Here is a 26,695-nt window from a genome sequence, read left to right as displayed (position 1 = left end):
TTTTGCCTGATTCAACAAAAACCCAGCTAGGCCAGCACCGCCAGCACCCCGTCCAGCCCGCTGAAATTGAGCGCCACATCGGCTTGCGCGCGCACCACCGGCTTGGCGCGGAAGGCCACCGACAGCCCGCTCACTTTCATCATCCTGAGGTCGTTGGCGCCGTCGCCCATGACGATCGCGCGCGACGGCGGCACGCCCAGCTCCGCGCACACGCGTTCGACGGTGCGCATCTTTTCCTCGGCGTCGACGATGCCGCCCACCACGCGCCCCGTCAGGCGGCCATCTTCGACCTCGAGCAGGTTCGCGTGCGTGTAGTCCAGGCCAAGGCGCGTCTTCAGGCGGTCGGTAAAGAAGGTGAAGCCGCCCGACACCAGCAGCGTCTTCAGGCCGGCCGCCTTGACCGCCGCCAGCATGGTCTCGGCGCCCGGCGAGAGGCGCAGGCGCTCCTCGTACACGCGTTCAAGCGCCGACGCATCCAGCCCTTTGAGCAAGGCGACCCGCCGCGTCAGGCTGGCTGCGAAATCGAGTTCGCCGCGCATCGCGCTTTCCGTGATTTCCGAGACCTCGGCCTTGAGCCCCTGCATGTCCGCGATCTCGTCGATGCACTCGATCGTGATCAGGGTCGAGTCCATGTCCATCGCCACCAGGGAAAAGTCCGCCAGGGTGCGGCCGCCCTCGATGAAGGTGGCGTCGACCTGGGCCGCCAGGGCCGCCGCCTGCACGGCCTCCACCACCTCTGAACCAGCAGCCACGTCTTCGCAGCGCAGCGCATGCGCCGACAAGCGCAGCGTGCGCGCCGGCCTGGCCAGCGCCGCAATCGTCTCCAGGGTGGAAACCTCGGCCTTCGGTCCCTGCAACACCAGATTCATCATCGTCATGCCAATAGTTGTTTGATCGTTTGCTTCACCTGCAGCACGCGGCTTGCCAGGTCCGGCATGGCGGCCGTGATGCGCAGCTTGTCCTGGCCGGCCAGCTTGATGTGGCGGTTCTTCTGGATCAGCGTGATGATCTTGATCGGATCGATCGGCGGCTTTTCCATGAACTGCAGGCTGGCAGCCTCGCCGTGGGCGTCGATCTTGACGATGCCGACCGTCTTTGCCGCGATGCGCAGGCGGTGCGTCTCGATCAGGGCCTTCACCTGTTCCGGCAGTTTGCCGAAGCGGTCGATCAGCTCTTCCTGCATGTCGTCGATCTTGGCCTGGCTGTCGCCGTTGGCCAGGCGCTTGTAGATCGACAGGCGCTCGTGCACGTCGCCGCAGAAGTCGGCCGGCAGCAGGGCCGGCACGTGCAGGTTGATTTCGGTCGTGGTCGACAAGGGCGCCGCCAGGTCCGGCTCCTTGCCGGCTTTCAGCGAACGCACGGCTTCATTCAACATGTCCGAATACAGCTGGAATCCGATCTCGAGCATCTCGCCCGACTGGTTCTCGCCCAGCACTTCGCCGGCGCCGCGGATCTCGAGGTCGTGCATGGCCAGGTAAAAGCCGCTGCCCAGTTCTTCCATCGCCTGGATCGCATCGAGCCGGCGCTGCGCCTGCTTGGTCAGGGTTTGCACGTCCGACACCAGCAAATAGGCATAGGCCTGGTGGTGCGAGCGGCCGACCCGTCCGCGCAGCTGGTGCAGCTGGGCCAGGCCGAATTTGTCGGCGCGGTGCATGATGATCGTGTTCGCCGTCGGCACGTCGATGCCGGTCTCGATGATGGTCGTGCACAGCAGGATGTTGAAGCGCTGGGCCACGAAATCGCGCATCACCTTTTCCAGGTCGCGCTCGTGCATCTGGCCGTGGGCGACCGCGATGCGCGCTTCCGGCAGCAGTTCGCGCAGCATCGCGTAGCGGTTCTCGATGGTTTCGACTTCGTTGTGCAGGAAGTAGATCTGGCCGCCGCGTTTCAGTTCGCGCAGGCAGGCTTCGCGAATCACCGAGCCGTCTTCGCTGCGCACGAAAGTCTTGATCGCCAGGCGCTTTTGCGGGGCGGTGGCGATGATGGAGAAATCGCGCAAGCCTTCCAGCGCCATGCCCAGCGTGCGCGGGATCGGCGTGGCGGTGAGCGTGAGCACGTCCACTTCGGCGCGCAGGGCTTTCAATGCTTCCTTCTGCCGCACGCCGAAGCGGTGCTCTTCGTCGATGATGACCAGGCCCAGGCGCGTGAACTTCACGTCGGGCGAGAGCAGTTTATGGGTGCCGATCACGATGTCGAGGGTGCCGTCGGCCATGCCCTTGATCGCGTTGTTGATCTCCTTGCCGGTCCGGAAGCGCGAGAGTTCGGCGATTCTCACCGGCCAGTCGGCGAAGCGGTCGGCGAAGGTCTGCGCATGCTGCTCGGCCAGCAGCGTGGTCGGCGCCAGGATCGCGACCTGCTTGCCGCCCATGACCGCGATAAAGGCCGCGCGCAGGGCCACTTCGGTCTTGCCGAAGCCGACGTCGCCGCAGACCAGGCGGTCCATCGGGCGGCCCGAAGTCATGTCCTTGATCACGTTGATGATGGCCTCGTGCTGGTCCGGCGTCTCGTCGAAGCCGAAGCTCTGGGCGAAGTTCTCGTAGTCGGTCGCGGAATATTCGAAGGCGTGGCCGACCCGCGCGGCGCGGCGCGCGTACAGGTTCAGCAGCTCTGCCGCCGTGTCGCGCACCTGTTCGGCCGCTTTGCGCTTGGCCTTGTCCCACTGGCCGGAGCCGAGCGAATGCAGCGGCGCGTCCTCGGGCGAAGTGCCGGAATAGCGGGAGATGACGTGCAGCTGCGAAACCGGCACATACAGCTTGGTGTCCTTCGCGTATTCGAGGTGCAGGAATTCGGTTTCGCCTTCGCCCAGGTCCATGGAAATGAGGCCCATGTAGCGCCCGATGCCATGGTTGATGTGCACCACCGGATCGCCGATTTTCAATTCGGAGAGGTCGCGCACCATCGACTCGACCTGGCTGGTCGCTTCCTGCTTCTTCCTGCCGGCGCGTCGGCCGGAACCGGCGTACAGCTCGGTCTCGGTGATGAAGGCGATACAGCCGCTCGCATCCTCGAAGAGCTCGAAGCCGCTTTGCAGCGGCGCCACGCCCAGCGCCAGTTTTGCGTCGCTCGTACGCATGCCCTCGAAACCTTCGACCGGCACCACGTTGAACTGGTATTCGTTGAAATACTGCTGCAGCGTCTCGCGCCGGCCGTTCGACTCGGCGCAGATCATGACGCGGCAGCCGGTCTTCGCGATGAAGGCGCGCAAGGGGGCCAGCGGGTCTTCCAGGCGGCGGTTGACGGCGACGTCGGGAATCGGCGCGGAGAGTTCGGACGCGACGGTGATGGCGTCGCGCGCGATGTTCCAGCGCCCGTGCGGCTTGGCGCAGGTGAAGAACTGCTCGCTCGACAGGAAGAGTTCGCGCGGCTCGAGCAGCGGGCGATCGCGGTCGCTTTTCAGGAAGCGGTAGCGCGATTCGGTGTCAAGCCAGAAGCGCGCAATGGCGCCGTCGATGTCACCCACCAGGGCCAGCGGACCGTCCTCGGGCAGGTAGTCGAACAGCGTGGACGTCTCGTCGAAAAACAGCGGCAGATAGTATTCGATACCGGCCGAGGCGATGCCGCTGCCGATGTCCTTATAGACCGTGGAGCGCGAGGGATCGCCCTCGAAGCGCTCGCGCCAGCGGCTGCGAAAACGCGTGCGCGCCGCCTCGTCCATCGGGAATTCGCGGCCCGGCAGGAGGCGCACCTCGCGCACCGGATAGAGCGAACGCTGGGTGTCGGCGTCGAAGGTGCGGATGGTTTCGATCTCGTCGCCGAACAAATCGAGCCGGTAGGGCAGGGCGGAACCCATCGGGAACAGGTCGATCAAGCCGCCGCGCACCGAGTATTCGCCGGGCGACATCACCTGCGACACGTGCGAATAGCCGGCCAGGGTCAGCTGGGCCTTCAGGCGCGCTTCGTCGAGCTTTTCGCCCTGGCGGAAGAAGAAGGTATAGGCCGCCAGGAAGGATGGTGGCGCCAGGCGCACCAGGGCGGTCGTAGCCGGGACCACCAGCACGTCGCACTGGCCGTTGCGGATTTCGTGCAGCGTCGCCAGGCGTTCGGACACCAGGTCCTGGTGCGGCGAGAAGGCGTCGTAGGGGAGCGTTTCCCAGTCCGGCAGCAGATGGCAGGAGAGTCTGCCGTCGGCGAACCAGGCGATTTCATCCAGCAGGCGCTGGCCGTCGCTGGCGTTGGCCACGATGACGGTCAGGATCCGCTTTTCCGCCTTGAAGGCCAGGCCGGCGACGGCCAGGGCATAGGCATCGGACGAACCTGCCAGGGCAGGCAGGACGAAACGCTGTCCGGGTTTCGGGAGGTGCTTGGTAAGGTCGAAAGGCATGCAGACGTGCGCTTTGGGTTCTAGCCGATGGGTCCTCGATTATAGACGAACCCACCCGCGCGCGCGCCGCACGCGAGGCGCCGTCTTACCGGCCCTTGCGCGTGGCGAACAGCACGCTTGCGAGGATGATGCCGAAGCCCGCCGCATGGTACAGCTTGGGCGCTTCGCCCAGCAGCGGCCAGGCGGCCAGGGTGGCGAACAGCGGGATCAGGTAGACCGACAGGCTGGCGCGCGCCGGACCGGCAATCGCGACCAGGCGGTCGAAGCAGAAATAGGCGCCCAGGCTGGGCACGGTCGCCAGGAAGGCCAGCGCGATATACAGGCGCGGGTCGTGGAAATTGGCCACGTTGCCAAGCGAGGCTTCCAGCACCGCGAAGGGCGCCAGCACCAGGGCGCCGCCGCCGATCAAGGCCATCAGCTTGACGCTGCTTGGCAGGCTAGGGAGCTGCAGGCGCTTGCCCAGCACAGTATAGAGCGCCCAGCCGCAGGCGGCCAGCACCACCCACAGGTCGCCGGCGCCAAAGGCCAGGCCGCCGAGCGCGGAAATATCGCCTTTCGAGAGCACGACCAGCACGCCGACAATGGCCAGCAGCATGCCGCCGGCCTGCTTGCGCGCCAGCGGCGCCTTCCAGACCAGGGTTTCCAGCAGCATCACCAGCGCCGGGCAGGCCGCGAAGATGATGGCGATGTTGGCTGCGCTCGTTTGGCGCGCGCCGATGTACTGGGGGCCGACCGCGAGGCCCATGCCGAGACCCGCCAACAGGATCAGGCGCGGGAAGTTCGCCATGATCACGTGGCGCAGGGCCCACAGGCGCGGACCGACGGCGGGAAGCAGGATGGCAAAGGCGAGCGCCCAGCGGCCGAAGGCGAGGAAGAGCGGCGGCAGGGCCGCGCTCTCGGCCCAGCGCGCGACCAGCAGGTTCGCGGCGAACAGCGCAGGGGTGACCAGCATGAGCGGCAGCTCGGCGTTGAGCGAACCGAGGGTTAAACTTCCTGCGCCTGCGCGGGATACTGCTTCTGACACGACAACTCCTGATTCTGGATGCTGCAATGCGGGGTCGAATGCCGGTTCGAACTGGGTGAAACCGGGCTTCTTGCCCCGCGGGGATGGCGGACCAGAATTTTACTGCAGCGCACAAAAAATATTCTTTCGTATCCCCGGGCGATTTGCCCGGATCTTCGATATTCCTTCTATGTTTCGGCTAAAATGTAGAAGGATTATCTAATCCTACTCGTATAGACAGGAGGAGCTGCAGGATGAAGGACGGAATACTCGACGAGATCGACAGGAAGATCCTGCGCACGCTCAGCCGCGATGGACGCATCAGCAACCAGAAGCTGGCCGAGACCGTGAACCTCTCGCCCACGCCTTGCTGGCACCGCGTGCGCGCGCTGGAAGAATCGGGACACGTCACGGGTTATGTCGCCGTGCTTGACCAGCGCACCCTGGGCTTGCCGGATACGGTGATCATCGAGGTGACGGTCGACCGCCATGACGACGAGATCTTCCAGGCGTTTTCGGACGCGCTGGCCGAGCTGCCGGAAGTGATGGAAGCCTACCTGCTCTCGGGCGAATACGATTACCTGATCAAGGTGGCGGTGTCGGGGACGGAAGGCTATGAGCGCTTCCTGCGCCAGAAGCTCTACAAGCTGCCGGGCGTGAAGCACACCCGCTCGACGTTTACGCTGCGCTGCCTGAAGCGCACGGTGTCGGTCACGCCGTAAACGCCCAGGCCGACGGCAGGCGCTTACTTCGCCTTGCGCAGCTTGTCGAGCTCCATGCGCAGTGCGCCGCGGTCGCTTTTCGCCGCCGCCAGCTGCGCCTGCAGCTCCTTCACTTCCAGCGCCAGGCTGTCGCGCGCGGTGGTCGCGCCGACCAGTTCCATCTCGGCGGCCAGGCGCGCATCGGACTGGGCCGAAGAGGCCGTCACGCTGCGCTCGAGCTGTCCGCGCAGGTCGGCCAGCTGGGCGTCCTTGCCGTCGATCGCCAGCTGGTCCTTGGCCTTGCCGACCAGGGCGTCCATGGCGATCTGGCGCGCATTGCGCAGTTCGGCCATCAGGCGTTCGATCTCTTCGCTGCGTTCGTCGGCCACGGCCTGCGCGGCTTCGCGTGCGGCCGACGCGTTGTCGACCTCGGCCAGCAGCTCGCTGCGTTCTTCTTCCAGGCGCTCGGCTTCATCAATTGCCGCGTCGAGATCGCCTTCCAGTTGCGCCAGTGCCGCGCGCGGGCCGGCGCCGGCCTGTTCGGCATGCTGCTGCGCCCATTTGGCGAGCTCGGCGAGGAGGGCGGCCGGCATCTCGGCCGGCGGCGGGGCGGGCGCGGGTTCGTGTTCGGCGCGCCAGGCGCGCAGATGACGGGCCAGGCTTGTTGTCGATGCGCCCGGCAGCGCTGCGCGCAGAGCCTCCAGCGTGACCGGCGTGCCGGCATCCTGTAAAGCGCTTGCTGCGGCAGCGGCGTCGTCGAAACTGATTTCCGTGCTGGGTGAATCCGTGGTCATGGGCGAAAAGTGAATGCGTTGTGATGAGCCCACATGATACGCGAGCCGCTCTTCTCGCCCGGCATGCGGGAGCGATATGCGCCGCCGGCGGTCCCGGACTGTGGCGTTCTTGCCTCAATGTAAGAATATGTCATTATCATGATGTAACATCATTAGTTTTATCGAATATGTAACCGATGGACAACCACGCCGCTCTCCTTGACGACGCCCGCGCACTGCTCGACGACGCCGGCCAGAAACTGGCGCAGCTGCGCGCCATCGACCCCTACCTGATCGATATTTCGCTGCGCGAAAACCCGGTCGGTTCCGGCATCGGCCACACGCTGGCGGACAAGCTGCGCATCCTGCCGCAGCTGCGCGCATTCGGCATGAAGAACATCCACCTCGGTTCGCTCGACTATGCGCTGCCGGACGAGCCGGAAGTTGACGACGATTTCATGGCCTGGCTGCGCGACCATGAGGCCGACATGAGCGGCTGCTTCGCCTTCACCGACATCGGGACGCACGCGCCCGACGGCAGCTTCCAGCCTTCGCTCTCGATGCGCAAGCTGCAGGCCTACAAGGTGCCCAACACCCTGCACGAGATCTACCTGAGCGACGCGGGCATGGCGCCGCTGTACGACTTCGATACGCTGGTGCGCGACCTGCGCGCCAGCATCGCCTGGCTGCACGCGAACATCACCGGCGACGCCGGCGGCGCGCCGCGCATCCTGATCAACATCGTCGACGGCTGCGACGCGCTGACCAACAACCTGGAACGCAGCTGCGCGCTGCTGGCGATGCTGGCCGCTGAAGCCATCGAGGGCGTCAGCATCGAGGACGACCGCGGCACCTATCTGCCCTTCCAGGTCGGGGCCTGCGTGGCCATTGCGCGCCGCTGCCTGCCGCAGCCGAAGAAGCTGGTGGTCCACGTGCACGCCGGCGCCGGTTACGAGAACGCCTCGGTGATCGAGGCGCTGCTGCGCGGCGCCGACGGCGTCTGGGGCGGCATCCCGAAACAGGCCGCGATCATCGGCCACGCGTCGCTGGGCGAACTGATCGCCAACCTGGTCCGGATCGGCAACCCGCACATGGCGGCCTACCAGGTCGAGCGCCTGCTGCCGCTGGCGACCAGCCTGCAGGAGCTGGACTCCGGCCAGCCGGTGCCCGACGACGTGCCGGTATTCGGACGCAACGCCTACCGCCTGACGCTCGGCTTCTTCCGCCAGCTGGCTGATCGCCCGATGGACCTGCCGCCCGAGCGCATCGGCGGGCGCTATGGCTACCGCATTTGCCCGGTGGTCAGCGACCGTCCCGTGATCGCCGGCCGGCTGGCCGAAGTCACCGGCCGGCCGGCCGCATCGTTTCCGGACGAGGTGCTGGACTGGATGATCCGCCTGATGCGGCGCGACCTGCGCGCCGGCCTGCGGCTGGCCTACGACAAGCCTGCCGAGCTGCTCGACCTGCACCGCCGCGCGCTGGCCATGCCCGCGGCCCCGACCTTCACCGCCTCCTTCGAGACACTATGAGCCAAACACCTACCTACGACGATCCCGGCGTCTACCGCACCCTGCTCGAGTCGACCAAGGCCATTCCATGGAAGATCGACTGGGACAGCATGCGCTTCACGTATATCGGCCCGCAGATCGAAACGCTGCTCGGCTGGCGCCAGGACAGCTGGCAGACGGTCACCGACTGGGCCGACCGCATTCACGAAGACGACCGCCAGAAGACGGTCGACTTCTGCGTCGCCCAGTCGATGGAAGGCGTCGACCACGAAGCCGATTACCGGGCCTTGACCGCTGAGGGCGAGCTGGTCTGGATCCGCGACGTGGTGCACGTCAAGCGCCGTCCTGACGGCAGCGTCGACTGCCTGATCGGCTTCATGTTCGACATCACCGAACGCAAAGCGGCCGAGGACAAGATCCTGCAGCTGCAGAAGGAGCTCGAGACGCTGTCCTACCGCGACGCGCTCACCGACATCGCGAACCGCCGCACGTTCGACCGCATCCTCGACGTCGAATGGAGCAAGGCGCGCGCTTGCGGCGAGCCGCTGTCGCTGGTCATGCTCGACATCGACTTCTTCAAGCAGTACAACGACAGCTACGGCCACCCGCAGGGCGACCTGTGCCTGAAGCAGGTGGCAGGCCTGCTCGACGACACGGCCACCCGCACGCGCGACCTGTGCGCGCGCCTGGGCGGCGAGGAATTCGTGATGGTGCTGCCGGGGACGAACGAAGAAGCGGCGCAGACCATCGCGGCGCGCTTTGTCCGCATGCTGGCGCGCGCGGCCATCCCGCACCGCAATTCGCGCGTGGCCGACGTGCTCACCGTGAGTATCGGCATCGCGACCATCGTGCCGGGTGCGCACGACACCCAACATGGCTTCATCGAACTGGCCGACCGCCGCCTGTATGCTGCCAAGCAGGGCGGGCGCAACCGGGTCGTGGACGCGGGCGGCCAGGCCCTGCAAGCGTAAACGGCAAGCGCCTTCAGGCGTTCGCCGGCGCCGCCACCCGGTTCGCCACCCCGAAGGGCACGTGCACCATCGGGATGGTCCCGCCGGGCGCGGCGCGCAGATGGGTCAGCTGGTCGTCGAAAAAGATGTGCGGCTTGAACACGCCCAGCACACGCGACTTGTCCATCCCGCCCAGGAAGAAGGTTTCGTCGGCCGACACACCCCAGCTTTTCAGGGTCGTGACCACCCGCTCGTGCGAGGGCGCGCTGCGCGCCGTGATGATGGCGATGCGCACGATCCGCCGGTAATTCGGGTCGCGCCGCTGGGCGCGTTCTTCCAGGCGCTGCATCATCGCCAGCTTCTGGAACATGTTCGCCAGCGGGCCCGGGCTGTGCGGCCGGCCCATGTGCAGGGTTTCGTGGGCGTGAAACTGGTCCAGGCCGCCCTGCTTGAAGACGGTTTCCGATTCGTCGTCGGCCAGCACGCCGTCGAAGTCGAAGGCCACGCGCAGCTCCAGGTCCGGGTCGTCGTCGCCGTCGTCGATCTGCGACGGCAGCACCAGCCCGGCCGGATAGTTCACGGCGATCGCGCTTTTCACGTCTTCCTCGTTCGCGGAGAGGAAGAGCGAGGCGTTGAAGGCAGGCAGGTAGGAATACGGCGACTTGCCGGTCATGAAGGCCGCACGCGAGATGTCGAGCCCGTAATGGGCGATCGAGCGCAGCACGCGCAGCCCCGTCTCCGGAGAATTGCGCGAAAACAGCACGACCTCGACCGGCGACTCGCGCGGGAAGCATTTGTTGATGTTCAGGAAGCGCCGGATGAAGGGGAAAGCCACCCCTTTGGCGAGTATGGTGTCGAGATGCTGTTCCTGGTACAGCCGGTATTCTTCGGGACCCTCGTCGAGATAGACCTGGTGCGATGCCGACAGGTCGAACAGGGCGCTCGAGGCGATCCCGATCACGAGTTTTTGTTCAATGGGAAACGCCATGCCGTCAGCGCGCAAACGGGTTGTTCATTGATGGGTAGCCTCGGCCATGTGGATGGCTCGATTCTACCTGACAAGTTTGGAGAAGAGAGAATGCAGCGGGCCGGCTGGCCGGCCCGCACGGTACGCAGGGGAGGCGTACCGTGAAAACGTTTAACGGCCGGTGCCGGTGGTGCTAGGCGGCGGGGTGGTGGTGCCCATGCTGCCGGTTGTGCCCGTGGTGCCGGTCGTACCCATGGTACCGGTGGTCCCGGCGGCGCCCGCTGGTGCTGGTGCCGGCGCGGTCGAGTCGGTGGTTACTGTGCTGCCGGTGGCGCCCGTGCTTGGGTTACCGCGTTCCTGCATGCTCGAGCCGCTGGTCGCGCCCGAGGTGCTGGAGCCGGACGACGTGTCCATAGTGTCGGTGGACTTGCAGGCTGCCAGGCTCAGGCCCATGGTGGCGGCGACGATCAGGCTTAAAGTTGCACGTTTCATATTTATTATCCTCCGTGGATGTCGAGAACTTCATCATGCGGGCGCTCGATTGCAAGTGCTATAGGAAGGCGACGCCAGAGCATGTAGGAGTTGACGGACAGTCAATGGAAATAGGCGACCAGCTTTCAGCGTGCAGCACCCGCCGGACAGCCTCAGGCGCGCAAGCCGGCCTGCTGGGCGCCGATCCACTCGACCAGCGCGTTCGACACCAGCGGCCGGCTGAACAGATAGCCCTGGCCCTTGGCGCAGGACTGGGCCCGCACCGCATCGAGCTGGGCAGCCGTTTCGATGCCCTCGGCCACCGTATTCATGCCCAGGCTTTGCGCCACCTTGACGGTTGCCTCGATCAGCACCCGGTGGTGGTGGCTGGTGTCGGCCTTGCACACGAAGGAGCGGTCGATCTTGACCGTGTCGACCGGCAGCAGGTGCAGGCTCGACAGCGAGGAATAACCGGTGCCGAAGTCGTCCAGCGCCAGCTTGATGCCCAGGCCTTTGAGTTCGTGCAGGCGCACCTGGATATGTTCGTCCTGGGCGGCCAGGCTTTCCGTCACTTCCAGCTGCAGGCTGGCGGCCGGCATGCCGGTGCGCGCCAGGATGGCGGCCACGCTGGCGGCCCAGTCGGGCTGGGCCAGCTGGGCGCGCGACAGGTTCACCGCCATCAGGCGCGGCGCGGCATGGCCGAGTGCCGCACGCCAGCGCATGAAATCGACGCAGGCGCGTTCGAGCACGAAGTCGCCGATCTGGTCGATCAGGCCGCATTCCTCGGCAATGCCGATGAAATCGAAAGGCGGCACCAGGCCGCGGGTCGGATGCTGCCAGCGCACCAGCGCCTCGACGCCGGCCGAGTGGTCGATCGAGCCGTCGGCATTCAGGCCCACCACCGGCTGGTAGACCACGAACAGCTGCTCTTCGGCGAGCGCGGTGCGCAGCTGGGCTTCGATGTCGGCGCGGTGCGCGGCGCGTTCGCGCATGGCGGGTTCGAAGGCGACGTGACGCGCGCCGCCGGCGCGCTTGGCTTCGATCATCGCGATGCTGGCGTCGCGCATGGCTTCGTCGGCGTCGCCGCCCTGGCCCTGGTCCCAGAACACGCCGATACTGGCGCGGCAGGCCACTTCATGGCCGTCGATCTGGTGCGGGCGCGCCAGCGTGTCGAGCAGGCGCAGGGCCAGGCGCTCGGCTTCGTCGGGATGGCGCAAGCCATCGAGCAGCACCACGAATTCGTCGCCGCCCACGCGCGCCACCAGGCCCGCGCCGCCGGCCGCCGGGTCGACCCGGCCATTCGCGGGCAGGCCGCCGGCGCGCATGCGGTCGGCCAGCGCCGCCAGCAGGCTGTCGCCGACCGCCATCAGGAGCCGGTCGCCGGCGCTCTGGCCAAGGGTGTCGTTGATCTGGCGGAAGCGGTCGCAATTGAGGAACAGCAGCGCGAAGCGGTTGTCGCCGCCGGGGCGCGCCGTGCTGCGGTCGAGCAGGCCTTGCAGCTGCTCGACCGCGGCCGCGCGGTTCGGCAGGCGGGTCAGGGTGTCGGTGCGGGCGGCGCTGCGCAGGCGCCGGCGCAGGTTTTCCTGCTCGCGCTGCATTTCCAGCGTGGCGTCGGTGATCGCCGCCATCAGGCGCTCAGGGTCGAGCTTCATCAGGCTGATCGACAGCACCTGCGGCGTGCCCGGGGCGCACTGGCCCTCGCCAAGCGGCACGCGCAGGGCGTCGCAGACCACGCCAGAGGGCTGGCCGAAGGCGTCGGCCATGGCTTTCACCTGCGGCGCGATCTCTTCCAGCACGGAAAACAGGTTATCCAGTCCGCCGTCGCGTGCAAGCGGCATCAGCAGGTTCGAGGCCATGGGATTGAGCATCTCGACAGCGCCGTCCCGGCCTGTCTGCACCAGCCCGATCGGGGCGCGGTACAGGAACTGGACAAGCGCCTCGTAGGCGTCGATCTGTTCAACCTGCATTGCGGCTTCGCTGTGGAGGGTTTTCATGCGTGGAGAGCTCCGGAGTCCATGGGGCGACGCGGTTGCGTCCCTGCGATTTTGCCAGATACAGCGCCTCGTCCGCGCGCTTGAGCAGGGCGTCGATCCCGCCCGCCTTGTCGTCCGGCCCGGCTTCCAGCACGGCGACGCCGGCGCTCACCGTGTAGGCAATCTCGACGCCGTCGACCGCCACCAGGCGCGTCGCCACCTGGGCGCGCAGGCGGTCGGCGCTGGCCAGGGCCTGCTCGATGCCGGTCGAAGGCAGCAGCACGGCGAATTCCTCGCCGCCCAGGCGCGCCACCGTGTCGACCGCGCGGAAGGTATCGCGCAGCGCATTGGCCAGGTCGCACAGCACGCGGTCGCCGGCCGGGTGGCCATGGCGGTCGTTGATGTGCTTGAAGTGGTCGGCGTCGAACACGATCAGGGCCAGCGAACGCGGCGTATGCGCGGCGCGGTCGACTTCCTGCTCGGCCGCTTCGAAAAAGGCGCGCCGGTTGGCCAGGGAAGTCAGGTGGTCGCAGAAAGCTGCCTGGCGCCGCTTCTCGGTGGCGGCGCGCTTGTCGCTGATGTCGCGCAGGATCAGGCAGTAGGCGGGGGCGTGCGGGTCGTCGCCGAAGGCTTCGCGGTCCGGCAGCGGCGCGATCAGGGCGCTGCACCAGAACTGGCTGCCGTCGGCGCGCAGGCGCAGGCCTTCGTCCATGCTCCAGCCGTTGTTGTCCGCTTCGCGCAGGCGGTCCAGCAGGTGCTCGTCCGTCATCGCATCCTGCGGATAGAAGACCGAATAGGGCGAGCCGACAATGTGGTCGCCAAAGCCGGTCACGCGCGCGATGCTGTCGTTCCAGTCGCACAGGCGCCCGTCGCGGTCGAGCGCGGCCAGGGCGTAGTCGCTGATGCGCGTCAGGATGGCGTTGAGCCAGGCGTCGCTCTGGCGCAGCTGGCGTTCGCGCCGCATCTCGGCCGTGATGTCCTTGATCACGGCCATGACGCGCGCGTCGTCGAGCTTCAAGAGGGTCAGCGACAGGATCTGCGGCGTGCTGCTGCGCGCGCGCTCGTCCGCGCGCAAATGGATGTGCAGGCCTTCGAAGACCATGCCGTGGCTGGCCGGGTACTGGCTGCACTGCAGGCGCAGGCCGGGGGCCACGCTTTCGAGTGCCGTGAACAGGTTGGTCAGGCAGCCGTCGGGCGACAGCGGCATCAGGAGCTGGGCCGAGATCGGATTGATCATCACGATCTCGCCGTCGATCCCCGCCTGCACCAGTCCGACCGGTGCCAGGTAGAGGAACTGCATCAGCGCTTCGTGTTCGGCGCGCAGGCTCTCCACGCTGTCGTCGTGCGCAATCACCGGCGCTGGACCAGGACGTAGCGGGTGCCGCTGGCGGCGCTGGCCAGCAGGCGCAGCTTGACCTTGACCGGGCGCATGCGCAGCGTCAGGACGTAATCGATCGTGTCGTCCAGTTCGCTGCCGTCTTCGAGCGCGTCTTCGAAGCGCTGGGCCACCAGAAAATTATTCAGGCAAGGCGCGACGTTAAGGAACATCGGCTCGCCCAGCACGCGCTGCGGCGAAAGCCCGGCTGCCTGCGATTCGAACGCGTTATAGCGCTGGACGTTGGCGTTGGCGTCGGAATCGAAACCGATCACGCCGAAGTCGAAGGTGTCGATCTGTTCCTGGCTGCTGGCGTCGAGAATGTCGGCCAAGCCGCGCGTGTCGAAGGTAGGGGTGGGACTGGTCATGAATTTTCCGACTGGGGGCTCGATTTGATAAATTGATATATGGAAACAAATGTTGGCATGGCCTAGCGCTTGTGTCAATCGTCAAGGCGCTCGCAGACACAATTCTAGCGTGCGGTTGACACATTGGGCGACTTGCGTTCAACATCGCCCATCTTTATTTGTCAGGTTGGAAAGAATGGAACGGAGTGTGCATCCGCCCTGGTGGCAGCACGGCCCCGCCTTGGCGCGTGTCGTGCGCGATCTCGTCGCCGCGGAACTGGCCGCGGCACGTCCCGGGCGCAGCCTGCCGCCGGCGCCTGGCTGGCTGGACGGAATCGATCTCGCCGCCGACCTGGGCGCCGATTCGCTGGATTTGATGAGTGCCGCGACTTCCCTGGCCGACCTGCTCGGGTTTGCCCGGGCCGGCATGAATGATGCGCTGCTCGCCCAGACCCTGCTGGCGGACTGGATCGCCACGGCGCGCGCCAGCCTGGCCCTGGACGATGCCGTGCTGACCTTCCGTACCTCGGGCAGTTCGGGCGCGCCGAAGCGCTGCAGCCATCGCCTGGCGGGACTGTGGCGCGAGGTGGACGAACTGGCGCAGCTAATGCCAGGCCGGCGCCGCATCCTCGGCGCGGTGCCGGCCCATCATATATATGGCTTCCTGTTTACAGTGCTGCTGCCGCAGGCCTGCGCCGCGCCGCTGCCCGTGCTCGACCTGCGCGGCTCGTCTCCCGCTTCGCTGGCGGCGCTGCTCTGGCCGGGCGACCTGGTGGTCGGCCATCCGGATTTCTGGAACCAGGTGGCGGCGCTGGCGCCGCTGTTTCCGCAGGATGTGATTGGCGTGAGCTCGGGCGCGTCCTGTCCGGACGCCACGGCGCTTGCCCTGGCCGCCGGCGGCCTGCGCCTGCTGCAGGTCTACGGCAGTTCGGAGACGGCAGGCGTCGGCTGGCGCGATGGGGCGGGGGAGCCGTACCGGCTGTTGCCTTACTGGCGCCGGGCAGGGCTGGACAATGCGATCGAGCGCACCGTGAACGGTTCAACGGAGCGCTTCGAGCTGCAGGACCGGTTCGACTGGTTTGACGACGCGCGCTTTGTACCGACCGGGCGCATCGACCAGGCGGTGCAGGTCGGCGGCACCAATGTATATCCAGCCTATGTGGCCGAGGTGCTGGCCATGCACCCGGGCGTGCGCGAGTGCGCCGTGCGCCCGATGCGCATCGATGAAGGCACGCGCCTGAAAGCCTTCGTGGTGGCGGCAAGAGGCGTCGCGCCTGCTGCCTTGCGTGCGGAGCTCGATGGCTGGATCGCCGAACGCCTGACGCCGCCCGAACGGCCCGCGGCGTTTTCCTTCGGGTCCTCGCTGCCGCGCCAGCCGGGCGGCAAGCCGGCCGACTGGATCATCGATGCCTGGGCATAGCCGAGCGCGCGCGGCGCCCAGGTTCCGGCAGTGCAGGTCTGTTGTAACCCGGAACAAAATTCACCGGAAATGACGAAAGTCGGCTGACAGTTTCATTGTGGCAATTTATGATTGCGCAATTCAATTTTAGGCGCGCTGTGTTCCTCCGGCGTCCAGATTCTGCCTCAATGGACAATATCAACGATGTCGCCGCCTGGCGAGAACGGATTTTTAACTCGCTGCTGCCGACGATCCTGGTCGTGGGGTCGATATCGACCTTGGTCATCGTGCCCTTCCTGCTGCTGCGCGGCATGTGGACGGTGGCGCTGGCCGACCTCGCCGCGCTCGGCTGGATCTGCGCGATCTGGCGTTTCAAGCGACTCGGCTATACCATGCGCGTGCTGCATTTCCTGGCGGTCGTGTACGCGCTGTCGATTGCGCTGATGTTGTCCGTCGGCGCCGCCAGCTTGAGCTATCTCCTCGGGCCGCCGCTGATCGCGGCGGTCCTGCTCAGCCTGAGGCCGGCCCTGCTCGCGCTCGCGGTGGGGGCGGCGTCGATGGTCATATTCGGCGCTACCGGCCACGTCATGCTGAGCGTGCCCGGCTGGGAACACGATCCGGTCAAGGCGTCGCTGGTGGCCGCGCTGAACTACGCAACTATCGGCCTGATGCTCATTCTGATCTGCTCGAAGCTGCTCAAGGGCCTTTCTCAGTCGCTGGGCGAACTTGAGCTGACGTCGGCGGCGGTAGCGCGCCTGAACGACATGGTCGTAATCGCCCGGGCGGTCGATGCGAGCGACGGCGGGCAGCCAATCATCTTCGCCAACGACGCCTTCCTGACCCGCACCGGCTACACCCGCGACGAGGTCATCGGGCAAAGCCTGCACATGCTGAGGGGGCCCGCGACCGACCACGCCGTCATCGCGCGCATCATGGCGGCAATGCGCGACAACCGGTCCTCGAATGCTGAACTGATGGTGTATCAACGCAGCGGCCAGGGGTTCTGGATCGAGGCCGAGATGGTGCCGTTCTCGCAGCCGGGGGAGCGCGCCAGCCATTGGGTCATGGTGGGCCGCGACATCACCGAGCGGCGCTCGGCGGCCGATGCGATTCATCGGCTGGCGTTCTACGATGTCCTGACCGGCCTGCCGAACCGGCGTTTGCTGATGGAACGTCTTGGCGCGGTTGTCGACAAGGCCGCCAGCGGAAGCCACCTCGGCGCGGTCCTCTACCTGGATCTCGACGATTTCAAGAACGTCAACGATGCTCGCGGCCATGCCGCCGGCGACGCGCTGCTTGCACACGCGGCGGCGCGGCTGAAGCAGGCGGTACGCGGAAGCGACCTCGTGGCCCGCATCGGCGGCGACGAATTCGTCGTCCTGCTCGATGGCCTGGATCCCGACCCGGTTGCCGCCGCCGGCGCGGCCCTGCAAGTGGCCGAGACGATCCGCAGTGCGCTGGGCGCTCCGCTGGACCTTCAGGGCCAGCTGCACCAGATCGCTGCCAGCATCGGCGTCGCGTTGGCGTCAAGCGCCGGCAGAAGCGCGCACGACTTGCTGCGCGCCGCCGATACCGCGATGTACCGCGCCAAGTCCGCCGGCCGCAACGGGGTAGTGCTGTTCGAAGACGCGATGCTGACTGAGGCGCAGGACAAGCTGACGCTCGAGCGCGATCTGGCGCAGGCCATGGGAAACGGCGAGCTGGCCATGCATTTCCAGCTGCAGGTGGACCAGCACGCGGTTCCTGCCGGCGTCGAATTGCTGATGCGCTGGCAGCGGGCCGACGGCAGCTCGGTGCGGCCCGACGTCTTCATTCCGGCGGCCGAGGCGAGCGGCCTGATCGTCCCGATGGGGCACTGGGCACTGCGCCAGGCCTGCCTGGCATGGCTGGTGCTGGAGCGGGCAGGATACCCGATGCCGCTTTCGATCAATGTCAGCCCGCTGCAGTTTCGGCAGCCCGACTTCGTCGACCAGGTGCGCATGATCCTTGCCGAAACGGGCGCGCCGCCGCAGCAGCTCATCTTCGAAGTCACGGAAGGGCTGCTGATCGAAGACATCGGCCAGGCGATCAGGCGCATGCACGAACTGGCCGCGCTCGGCATCCGCTTTTCGGTCGACGACTTCGGGACCGGTTACTCTAACATGGCCTACCTGACCAAGATGCCGCTCTACGAGCTGAAGATCGACAAGAGCTTCATGCACGGCACACCCCACGACCGCAGCGGGACGGCCATCGTCCAGTCGATCCTGTCCATGGCCCGCCACCTGGGCTTGCGCGTGGTTGCCGAAGGGATCGAGTTGGAAGCGCAGGCGAACTACCTCGCCGCGCACGGCGGCGCCTGCATGCAGGGCTTCCTGTACCATCGGCCGATGCCGCTCCCGCAATTGATCGAGCATCTCGATGCCCGGACGGCGCTGCCGGAGCGGCGACTCGCCATCGCCTGAACCGGCCGCGCACGCGGCTCCCGGCCCGCCCGCCTATTGCGCCGGCACGAACACCGGCTCGGCGGGAGGCTGGGACGGTACGCCGTCGGCCCGCGGATGCAGCTCCTCGTCGTCAGTCATGAATTCTGGCTCCTGCGCGGCGGGCGGATTCAGGCTCGACGCATCGATATCGATCGTGCGCAGTTGCGGCATCTCGGCGAACTCCGCATAGATCCAGTCGTCGTTCTCGCGCAGCACGCCTTCCGGCTCGGGACGTTCGAGCTGGGGCCGTTTCGCAAGCGCCACCTGCATGTAGTCGAGCCAGATCGGCAGGGCGAGGGTGGCGCCGAATTCGCGTCCGCCCAGCGAGCGCGGCTCGTCATACCCCATCCAGGCCACCGCCACGACATTGCCGCCATAGCCGGCGAACCAGCCGTCGATGGCGTCACTGGTGGTGCCGGTCTTGCCGGCGATGTCGGTGCGCCCCAGGCGCTTGGTGGCGGCCGCGCCCGTGCCGTAGCGCGTCACGTCGCGCAGCATGGAATCGGTCACCCAGGCGTTACGCGCATCGAGCACGCGCGCCGCTTCCTGGCGCGGCGCCGGCGGCTTGTTCTCGATCAGGACCGTGCCGTCGCCATCCTCGATGCGCGCGATCAGATAGGGCTTGATGCCGTAGCCGCCATTCGCGAACACCGCGTACGCCCCGGCCATCTGCAGCGGCGTAACGGCGCCCGTGCCCAGGGCCAGGGTCAGGTTCTGCGGGTGTCGGGGCAGGTCGAAGCCGAACTTGCCAAGAAAGTCGTGGGCATACGGGACCTCGACTGCGCGCAGCAGGCGCACCGTCGGCACGTTCTTCGAGTGGGCCAGGGAATAGCGCATCGTGATCGGGCCCGAAAAAACATTGTCGTCGTTTTTCGGCGACCAGTCGGCGCCGGCGTTCTCGCCCGGCATGAGCAGTTCCTCGTCGAGGATCAGCGTGCCAGGGCTAAAGCCCTTGTCAAGCGCCGCCGCGTACACGAAGGGCTTGATCGCCGAACCGGGCTGGCGCCAGGCTTGCGTGACGTGGTTGAACTTCTGCAGGTTGTAGTCGAAGCCGCCGACCAGTGCCTGGTAGGCGCCGCTGTCGGCGTCGAGCGCGACAAAGGCGGCCGCCACCAGCGGCACTTGGGTGATGGCCCATTCCCCCTTGATCTTGCTGATACGGATGACGGCGCCCGGCTCGATGCGCTGGGCGTCCTTGGCCTTGCTGGACAAACCGGCGGCCGCGAATTTCAGCCCGGCGCCGGTCATCGTGATGGCGTCGCCGTCGATGGTCTCGACCTTCACGCTTTTCGGCGAAGCGGCGATCACCACCGCCGGCTCGAGGCCATCGCTCGACGGGCGCTTCTGCAGCGCTTCGACGATCGCTTCCTCGCGTTCTTCCTGTGCTTCCGGCAGCGCGATGCGCGCTTCGGGGCCGCGGTAGCCGTGGCGGCTGTCGTAGGCCAGCACATTGCGCCGCACCGAATCGTAGGCCGCTTCCTGGGCTTTCGAGTCGATCGTGGTATAGACCTTGATCCCGCGCGTGTACGACTCTTCCGCGTACTGGGCGAACACCACCTGGCGCGCCAGCTCGGCCACGTACTGGGCGTGGGCGCCGAATTCCTTGGGCTTGGAGTGCACGCGCAGCGGTTCGGCCACTGCCTGCGCGTACTGGGCCTCATCGATGAACTTCAGGTCGCGCATGCGGCGCAGCACCTGTTCCTGGCGCAGCTTGGCGCGCTTCGGATTGACCGCCGGGTTGTGGCGCGACGGGTTTTGCGGCAGGCCGGCCAGCATCGCGGTCTCGGCGATGCTCAGCTGGTCGAGCTTCTTGCTGAAATAACTGCGCGCGGCGCTGGCAAAACCGTAGGAGCGCTGGCCGAGGAAGATCTGGTTCATGTACAGCTCGAGGATCTGGTCCTTGGTCAGCGCATCCTCGATTTTATACGCCAGCACGACTTCATTGAGCTTCCTCGACAAGACCTTTTCTTTACTAAGGAAGAAGTTGCGGGCCACCTGCATGGTAATCGTCGAGGCGCCGCCCGAGCCGAAGCCGCCCGTCACGTTCGACTTGACCGCGCGCGCCGCGCCCATCCAGTCGATGCCCTTGTGTTCGTAGAAGCGCGCGTCTTCGATCGCCAGCACGGCGTTCTTCATCATGGGCGGGATTTGCCCGATCGGCATGAAGTCGCGGTGCTCCTCGCCGAATTCGCCGATCAGGACATTGTCGGCGGTGTAGATGCGCAGCGGGATCTTCGGCTTGTAGTCGGTGACGGCGCCGATCGAGGGCACGTTCGGTACGATGGCAAAGAGGAACCAGACGGCAACGCAGGCGACGACGAGGACGATGGCGGCGAGGATGAAGAAGATGAAGCCGCCCTGCGCGCGCAGCGGCCGCAGGGCTTTGGGGGACTTGGTCAAGACAGTATTCTCCTGCTGTGGGCCGCACAAAAGGCAGGCCCGGCGGGGCATTATAATCCGCTTTCTTTAGCACCCGACGTATGCGATAGTCTCGCCTTCAGCTGGGCTTAAGGAAGCCCGGGCACCCCAAGAACCAGGAATACGATGCCTTACGATCCCGCTCCCGCGCCAGTCAAGCCCTATATCCCGGCGACGGCGAACCTCCCCGAATTCACCGTCCGCGCCCTCGTCATGGGCGTCGTGCTGGGCATGATTTTTGGCGCGTCCTCGCTCTACCTGGTGCTCAAGGTCGGCCTGACCGTCAGCGCCTCGATTCCCGTGGCGGTGATCGCCATCACCCTGTTCGGCATGTTCAAGAAGATGGGCGGGCGCGAGTCGACCATCCTGGAGAACAGCATCACGCAAACCGCGGGTTCGGCCGGCGAGTCGCTGGCCTTCGGCCTGGGCGTGACCATGCCGGCGATTATGATCCTCGGTTTCGACCTCGAGATCTCGCGCGTGATGCTGGTCGGTGTACTGGGCGGTTTGCTCGGCATCCTGATGATGATCCCGATGCGCCGCACCATGATCGTCGAGCAGCACCGCGAACTGAAATACCCGGAAGGCACGGCCTGCGCCGAAGTGCTGAAAGCCGCCGCCACCGAGACGTCGCGCGAAGCCGCGGGCGAGGTGCGGGTCGAAGGATCCGACGCTGCGCGGGACGCGAAACGCCGCGCCGCCATCATTTTCGGCGGCTTCGGACTGGGTTTGCTGTATAAAGTCGCCAACGTCTCGTTCAAGGGCTGGAAGGATGTCGCCAACTTCGAGTTCGGCGCGCCCCTGAAGGCCGGATCGGCCGGCGCCGAAATTTCGCCGGAACTGGTCGGCGTCGGCTACATCATCGGCCCGCGCATCGCCTTCACGATGGCCGCCGGCGGCGTGCTGTCCTATCTGCTCCTGATCCCGATGATCAAGTTTTTTGGGGAGCTGCTGACGGTGCCGGTCTCGCCGGGCACGATGCTGATCAAGGACATGTCGCCCGACGATATCCGCGACGCCTATGTTTTGTACATCGGCGCCGGCGCGGTCGCCGCGGGCGGCCTGATTTCGCTGGTGCGCTCGCTGCCCTCGATCTGGAACGGCCTGAAGGCTGGCCTGGCAGGCATGGGCAAGGGGAAGGGCGCGACGCCGGCATCGCCGCTGCGCACCGACCAGGACATCCCGTTCAAATGGGTGGCGATGGGCTGCCTGGCCATCATCGCCATCATCACCTTCGCCACGCCCCTGCACATGAATTTGCTGGGCGCCTTGCTGATCCTGGTGTTCGGCTTCCTGTTCGCGACCGTCTCCTCGCGCCTGACCGGTGAAGTGGGCTCGTCCTCGAACCCGATCTCGGGCATGGCGGTGGCCACCTTGCTCTTCACCTGCCTGATCTTCCTCGTCATGGGCTGGACTGGCGGGCGCTATTACGTGACCGCCCTGTCGGTCGGCGCCATCGTCTGCATCGCGGCGAGCAATGCCGGCACCACCTCGCAGGACTTGAAGACGGGCTTCCTGGTCGGCTCGACCCCGCGCCTGCAGCAGTACGCGATCCTGTGCGGCGCCTTTGCGTCGGCACTGATCCTGGGGCCGATCCTCTTGAAACTGAACGATGCCGGCACCGTGTACGTGCCCGCAGCCCAGGTCGCGCCCGGCATCACGGTCGACGCCTCCAAGCTGACGGAAACCGCGCAGCTGCAGGGCCCACAGGCCGAAACCGACAACAAAACCTATAAAGTCTGGCGCAAGACGGGTACCGCCGGCGGACCGGAAGGCAAATACCTGGTCAATGACGACGGCAAGCTGGCCTACCTGGTCGACCCGGGCATCAACGGCCACCACCACACGCGCCCGGACGGCACCGAAGTGAAGAAATACGACGCGCCGAAGGCCGTGCTCATGTCCTACATCATCAAGGGCATCCTCGACCAGCAGCTGCCCTGGACCCTGGTGCTGTTCGGCGTGATGATTTCGGCGGTGCTGGAGATGGCCGGCATCCAGGCGCTGGCCTTCTCGGTGGGCGTGTATTTGCCGCTGGTGTCGACCCTGCCGATCGCCATCGGCGGCGCCGTGCGCTGGGCGGCCGACCGCCGCAACAACAAGCTGCCGCAGTACGCCGAGCTCAATGCCGAGGAACGCACGGCAGCGGGCGACCGCAGCTCGGGCACCTTGCTGGCCTCGGGCTATATCGCCGGCGGCGCGCTGGCGGGCATCATCATTGCGATTACGGCGGGCGTGATGACCAATTTCGACAGCATGATGGCGAAGTGGGCGGAGAGCTCGAATCCTTTCGTGGCGGGGCCGAACGCGGACCTGCTTTCCTTGATCCCATATGCGGCGATCGTGCTGCTGCTGTATTGGGTGGCGCGCGAGAAGGCACGCAAGTAAAAGAAACGGGCGCTTTGCAGGCGCCCGTTTTTTATTGGTGTGGCCGCGTTCTTACCTCCGATCAGACGCGCCCTAAACGAAGGCCAGATCGTGCTGCCGAATCACGTCGTCCAGCCATTCGTCGCAATGGCTGAACCGATACCCCAGCCCCAGCGCGCGCCCCGTATCGAGCACCATCGAATCCGAAGCATCGAACGGCGATAACTTCCCCGGCTCGACCGCACCAGCAACCCGCTGCGTGCGCGCCGGCGCATCGAGCACCCCCGCCACGCGAGCGAACAGTCCGTGTGCCGACAAGGCGCCGCCGGACGCCGCATTCACCGGCCCGGTAAAGTCCTGCGTGCCGACCCAGTCGAGAAAAGACGCCGCTTCCTGCGTCCCGAGGAAGGACAGGCGCGCGTCCAGGTTCGCATAGCGCAGCGCCAGGCCCTGGCGCAGGGTGTCGACGTAGAAGGCGAGGCGGCCCGTGAATTCTTCCGGCCCACCCAGCACGTGCGCCAGGCGCGCCGTCACCAGGGGAAGCGAACCGTCGCGGTACAGGTAGGCCTCGGCCTGCACCTTGCCCGCGACATAGCTCTCCACGGCCAGCGTCGGATCGTGCCAGGGGTAGCCGGTGTCGATGGGGCGGGCCAGCACCGGCAGGTCGGATTCGGCCAGGGCCGCGCTGGAGGCCTCGACGCCGCGGTAGACGTCGATCGTCGAGGTCATTACATAGCGCTTGACCTTGCCGGCAAAGGTGCGCACGGCAATCGCCGCGTCCAGGGGGCTGTAGCACATCTGGTCGAACACGAGGTCGTAGTGCTTGCCGAGAAAGGCCGCGCGCATTGCGGTTTCGTTGCGGCGGTCGACGCGGATGCGCTCGATGCGCGCGCCGAACGGGTCGGGCGCGTAGCCGCGGGTGGCGATCGTCACCCGGTGGCCGGCGCGCACCAGGCGCTGCACCAGCAGCTTGCCGAAATAGCGGGTGCCGCCGATCACCAAAATATCCTTGTGCATGGCTTCTCCTAGACGATTCGACTATATTCTCTGCTCAGCAGTAAAATCGCACAAACGAGAAATATCGAGCACTATGACTAAGAAAAACTTATGCAGGAGGGCGCCATGAAGCCGCTGCGTTCCCTGTCCGGCCTGATCGATTTCGACTGCGCCGCGCGCTGGGGCAGTTTCAAGCTTGCCGCGCGCGAGCTGCACAAGACGCCGGCCGCGGTCAGCCTGCAGGTCAAGCAGCTGGAAGAATCGGTCGGCTTCGCGCTCTTCGTGCGCCACCCGCGCCATATCGCGCTGACCGAAAAGGGCGAAGAACTGGCCATTGCGGTCGGGCGCATGCTGCTTGACCTGCGCGCCAAGGTGGCGGCCCTGCAGCATGGCGACGAGGAGTCGGTGCTGCGCATCTCGACCACGCACTCGTTCGCGATCAAGTGGCTGGTGCCGCGCATGCACCGCTTCACCAAGCTGTATCCGGAGTTCGAGATCCGCATCGACTCGAACGACGCGCCGGTGGACATGGAAGCCGACAGCACCGACGTGGCGGTGCGCTACGGCCCGGTGCGCGAGGGCGATCCCGCGACCCTGTTTCGCGAGCGCCTGGTGCCGGTCTACAGTCCCGACTTGCTGGCGCCCGGCCAGGCCGAACTGACCCTGGCCGACATTCGCAGCTGGCCGCTGCTGTACGAAAAATCGCCCGAGCGCTGGCTCCAGCTGCTCAACGAGAACCGGGTCCTGAAAGGGGAATTCGATTTCTCGCGCGCCTACAGCCACTGGGGCGTGCTGGTGCAGGCAGCAGTGGCGGGGCAGGGCGTGGCCCTGGTGCCCTACGGGATCGCCTGCCAGGATATCGCCTCCGGCGCACTGCGCCAGATCGCCTGCCGCAGCGCGCGCTTCGACAGCGGCTACCGCTTCCTCGCCAATCCGCACAAGGAAAACATGGGCAAGGTGCAGCGCTTCCGGGCCTGGATCGAGGGCGAGATGGCGCAGATGCAGCGCGAGCTCGGACGCTCCACATAAAAAAACGGCAGCCGAGGCTGCCGTTTTCGTTAATGCGTGGAGATGTTTATTTCACGCCGTGCATCAGCTTCTGGATCAGCGGTGCGAGCAGGAACAGCAGCACGCCGCCGGCCATCAGCGACCAGAAGCCGAAGGTGTAGCCGTCCAGCGCCGAGGCGATCGACATGCCCGACTCGCCCGAGACGTGCGAGGCGAAGATGCCCGACAGGTTGTTGCCGATACCGGTCGACAGGAACCAGCCGCCCATGCCCAGGCCCACCAGGCGCACTGGCGCGAGCTTGGTGACCATCGACAGGCCGATTGGCGACAGGCACAGCTCGCCGACCGACTGGATGAAGTAGACCGTGAACAGGGTCCAGAACGGGATCTTGTTGTCCATGTCGACCAGGCTGCCCAGCGCGAACATCAGGAGGCCGAAGGCGAGGGCGTTGAAGATCAGGCCGAGACCGAACTTGCGCGGGATGGACGGATTGGCGTTGCGGCGGCCCAGCATCACCCAGATGGCGGCGATGATCGGCGCGAAGACGATGATGGCGATCGAGTTCACGCTCTGGAACCAGGCGACCGGGAAGGTCCAGCCGCCCAGGTTGCGGTCGACGATCTGGTCGGCCAGGAAGGTGAACGAGCTGCCTGCCTGCTCGAAGAACATCCAGAACAGGATGTTGAAGGCGAAGATGATCATCATGGCGATGGTCTTGTCGCGCGCGACCTTGCCATTGCGGACGCCTTCGACCATCAGCATCGTCGCCAGTGCCAGGAACAGCACGGTCAGGATGATCTGCAGGGTGCCGGCGCCGAGTTTCAGCAGCAGGTAGACGCCCGGGATGACGACAATGCTGCCGATGATGACGGCGATCGAACGGCCGCGGCCCTGGGCTTGCGGCTCTGGTGCGCCGATACCGGCCAGCGTGCGGCGGCCGATGTAGAACCACACCAGGCTGATCAGCATGCCGATGCCCGACACGAAGAACACGACCTTGTAGGCAGGCGTGGTGCCGTCGCCCATTTCCTGGGCCAGGATCTGGGTCAGGATCGGTGCGATGAAGGCGCCGGCATTGATACCCATGTAGAAGATGGTGAAGCCCGAATCGCGGCGCGTGTCGCCCAGCGAATAGAGTTTGCCGACCATGGTCGAGATGTTCGGTTTGAACATGCCGTTACCGACGATGATGGTGGCCAGGCCCAGCTTGAAGATGTCCTGGTCGGGCAGCGTGATCATGAACAGGCCGGCCGCCATGAAGACGGCGCCGATCAGGATCGAACGCTGGTAGCCGATCACGCGGTCGGCAATCAGGCCGCCGAAGACGGCGCCGGCATACACCAGCGCGAGGTAGGAACCATAAGTCAGGTTGGCGTCGGCCTGGCCGACTGCCGCGCCACCGTAGAACTGGGCGACGATGTAAAGCACGAGGGCCCAACGGATGCCGTAGAAAGCAAAGCGCTCCCAGAACTCGGTCATGAACAGCATCCACAACGGTGCCGGGTGACCCATGATCTGTTTGAACTCTGGAATGGCCTTTTCGCCAGGTAATGTAGCTGCACCGCTCATGCGGGTTCTCCTGAAAATAATTTGAGAATAACTGTTTTGTTGAAAAGCCCGGGTTGCCGGAGTTTCCAGTTGGGACGCATTTT

Annotated in this window: 19 protein-coding genes; 7 read left to right on the top strand and 12 right to left on the bottom strand. The window is 66.0% G+C overall.

The window, feature by feature from the left end; genetic code table 11:
* Window positions 1–26: 26 nt before the first annotated feature.
* The 3 genes from serB to NMB41_RS14040 all read right to left on the bottom strand — a co-directional run bounded on the left by serB (window position 27) and on the right by NMB41_RS14040 (window position 5,345).
* On the bottom strand, window positions 27–869 hold the full coding sequence (gene serB / locus NMB41_RS14050; RefSeq protein ID WP_494382842.1) for a phosphoserine phosphatase SerB: 843 nt from the start codon (window positions 867–869) through the stop codon (window positions 27–29).
* Between the two features lie 5 nt (window positions 870–874).
* Window positions 875–4,321, bottom strand: coding sequence for a transcription-repair coupling factor (mfd, locus tag NMB41_RS14045; protein WP_494378434.1), 3,447 nt, complete (start codon window positions 4,319–4,321; stop codon window positions 875–877).
* 85 nt (window positions 4,322–4,406) lie between these two features.
* Window positions 4,407–5,345, bottom strand: coding sequence for a DMT family transporter (locus tag NMB41_RS14040; RefSeq protein ID WP_494378433.1), 939 nt, complete (start codon window positions 5,343–5,345; stop codon window positions 4,407–4,409).
* A gap of 233 nt (window positions 5,346–5,578) precedes the next feature.
* Between NMB41_RS14040 and NMB41_RS14035 the strand changes: the two genes are divergently transcribed.
* Window positions 5,579–6,046: an Lrp/AsnC family transcriptional regulator gene (locus tag NMB41_RS14035; protein WP_494378432.1), complete on the top strand. Its 468-nt coding sequence runs from the start codon at window positions 5,579–5,581 to the stop codon at window positions 6,044–6,046.
* A gap of 23 nt (window positions 6,047–6,069) precedes the next feature.
* Here NMB41_RS14035 and NMB41_RS14030 read toward each other — a convergent pair whose 3' ends face one another.
* Window positions 6,070–6,819: a DNA-binding protein gene (locus tag NMB41_RS14030; protein WP_494378431.1), complete on the bottom strand. Its 750-nt coding sequence runs from the start codon at window positions 6,817–6,819 to the stop codon at window positions 6,070–6,072.
* A 176-nt stretch (window positions 6,820–6,995) separates the two neighbouring features.
* On the opposite strand from NMB41_RS14030, the gene NMB41_RS14025 reads away from it, so the two are divergent.
* On the top strand, window positions 6,996–8,327 hold the full coding sequence (locus NMB41_RS14025; RefSeq protein ID WP_494378430.1) for a hypothetical protein: 1,332 nt from the start codon (window positions 6,996–6,998) through the stop codon (window positions 8,325–8,327).
* The gene (locus NMB41_RS14020; RefSeq protein WP_494378429.1) at window positions 8,324–9,277 is read left to right on the top strand and encodes a GGDEF domain-containing protein; all 954 of its coding nucleotides are present in this window, start codon (window positions 8,324–8,326) and stop codon (window positions 9,275–9,277) included. The genes NMB41_RS14025 and NMB41_RS14020 overlap by 4 nt, the downstream gene beginning before the upstream one ends.
* Window positions 9,278–9,290: 13 nt before the next feature.
* Here NMB41_RS14020 and NMB41_RS14015 read toward each other — a convergent pair whose 3' ends face one another.
* The 5 genes from NMB41_RS14015 to NMB41_RS13995 all read right to left on the bottom strand — a co-directional run bounded on the left by NMB41_RS14015 (window position 9,291) and on the right by NMB41_RS13995 (window position 14,410).
* A complete protein-coding gene (locus tag NMB41_RS14015) occupies window positions 9,291–10,244 on the bottom strand; it encodes a 5'-nucleotidase (RefSeq protein ID WP_494378428.1) in 954 nt (317 codons plus the stop codon).
* A 150-nt stretch (window positions 10,245–10,394) separates the two neighbouring features.
* On the bottom strand, window positions 10,395–10,715 hold the full coding sequence (locus tag NMB41_RS14010; RefSeq protein ID WP_494378427.1) for a hypothetical protein: 321 nt from the start codon (window positions 10,713–10,715) through the stop codon (window positions 10,395–10,397).
* A 152-nt stretch (window positions 10,716–10,867) separates the two neighbouring features.
* The gene (locus NMB41_RS14005; protein ID WP_494378426.1) at window positions 10,868–12,688 is read right to left on the bottom strand and encodes a putative bifunctional diguanylate cyclase/phosphodiesterase; all 1,821 of its coding nucleotides are present in this window, start codon (window positions 12,686–12,688) and stop codon (window positions 10,868–10,870) included.
* Window positions 12,651–14,021, bottom strand: coding sequence for a sensor domain-containing diguanylate cyclase (locus NMB41_RS14000; protein ID WP_494378425.1), 1,371 nt, complete (start codon window positions 14,019–14,021; stop codon window positions 12,651–12,653). Before NMB41_RS14000 ends, NMB41_RS14005 begins: the two co-directional genes overlap by 38 nt.
* Window positions 14,018–14,410 carry a phosphonate transporter gene (locus NMB41_RS13995; RefSeq protein ID WP_494378424.1) on the bottom strand — a complete coding sequence of 131 codons (393 nt, stop codon included), beginning with the start codon at window positions 14,408–14,410 and terminating at the stop codon, window positions 14,018–14,020. Before NMB41_RS13995 ends, NMB41_RS14000 begins: the two co-directional genes overlap by 4 nt.
* A 175-nt stretch (window positions 14,411–14,585) precedes the next feature.
* Here NMB41_RS13995 and NMB41_RS13990 point away from each other — a divergent pair, with 175 nt between their 5' ends.
* Together NMB41_RS13990 and NMB41_RS13985 are read left to right on the top strand one after the other, a co-directional pair.
* Window positions 14,586–15,809 carry an AMP-binding enzyme gene (locus NMB41_RS13990; protein WP_494378423.1) on the top strand — a complete coding sequence of 408 codons (1,224 nt, stop codon included), beginning with the start codon at window positions 14,586–14,588 and terminating at the stop codon, window positions 15,807–15,809.
* A 167-nt stretch (window positions 15,810–15,976) separates the two neighbouring features.
* Complete coding sequence (locus NMB41_RS13985) at window positions 15,977–18,232, top strand: putative bifunctional diguanylate cyclase/phosphodiesterase (protein ID WP_494378422.1); 2,256 nt, start codon at window positions 15,977–15,979, stop codon at window positions 18,230–18,232.
* Between the two features lie 33 nt (window positions 18,233–18,265).
* On the opposite strand, the gene NMB41_RS13980 is transcribed toward NMB41_RS13985, so the two are convergent.
* Complete coding sequence (locus tag NMB41_RS13980) at window positions 18,266–20,704, bottom strand: penicillin-binding protein 1A (protein WP_494378421.1); 2,439 nt, start codon at window positions 20,702–20,704, stop codon at window positions 18,266–18,268.
* 93 nt (window positions 20,705–20,797) lie between these two features.
* Here NMB41_RS13980 and NMB41_RS13975 point away from each other — a divergent pair, with 93 nt between their 5' ends.
* A complete protein-coding gene (locus NMB41_RS13975; protein ID WP_494378420.1) occupies window positions 20,798–23,059 on the top strand; it encodes an OPT family oligopeptide transporter in 2,262 nt (753 codons plus the stop codon).
* A gap of 72 nt (window positions 23,060–23,131) precedes the next feature.
* Here NMB41_RS13975 and NMB41_RS13970 read toward each other — a convergent pair whose 3' ends face one another.
* Window positions 23,132–24,055, bottom strand: a complete 924-nt coding sequence (locus tag NMB41_RS13970; protein WP_494378419.1) for an NAD-dependent epimerase/dehydratase family protein — start codon at window positions 24,053–24,055, stop codon at window positions 23,132–23,134.
* A gap of 105 nt (window positions 24,056–24,160) precedes the next feature.
* On the opposite strand from NMB41_RS13970, the gene NMB41_RS13965 reads away from it, so the two are divergent.
* Complete coding sequence (locus tag NMB41_RS13965) at window positions 24,161–25,063, top strand: LysR substrate-binding domain-containing protein (RefSeq protein ID WP_494378418.1); 903 nt, start codon at window positions 24,161–24,163, stop codon at window positions 25,061–25,063.
* A 46-nt stretch (window positions 25,064–25,109) separates the two neighbouring features.
* Here the strand turns inward: NMB41_RS13965 and NMB41_RS13960 are convergent, their stop codons facing one another.
* A complete protein-coding gene (locus NMB41_RS13960; protein WP_494378417.1) occupies window positions 25,110–26,612 on the bottom strand; it encodes a peptide MFS transporter in 1,503 nt (500 codons plus the stop codon).
* Between the last annotated feature and the right edge of the window lie 83 nt (window positions 26,613–26,695).

It is taken from the genome of Massilia sp. FBCC-B171, assembly GCF_059134155.1.
The sequence above is the reverse complement of the archived record's forward strand: the minus strand, read 5'-3'. Positions and strand labels throughout refer to the sequence as shown.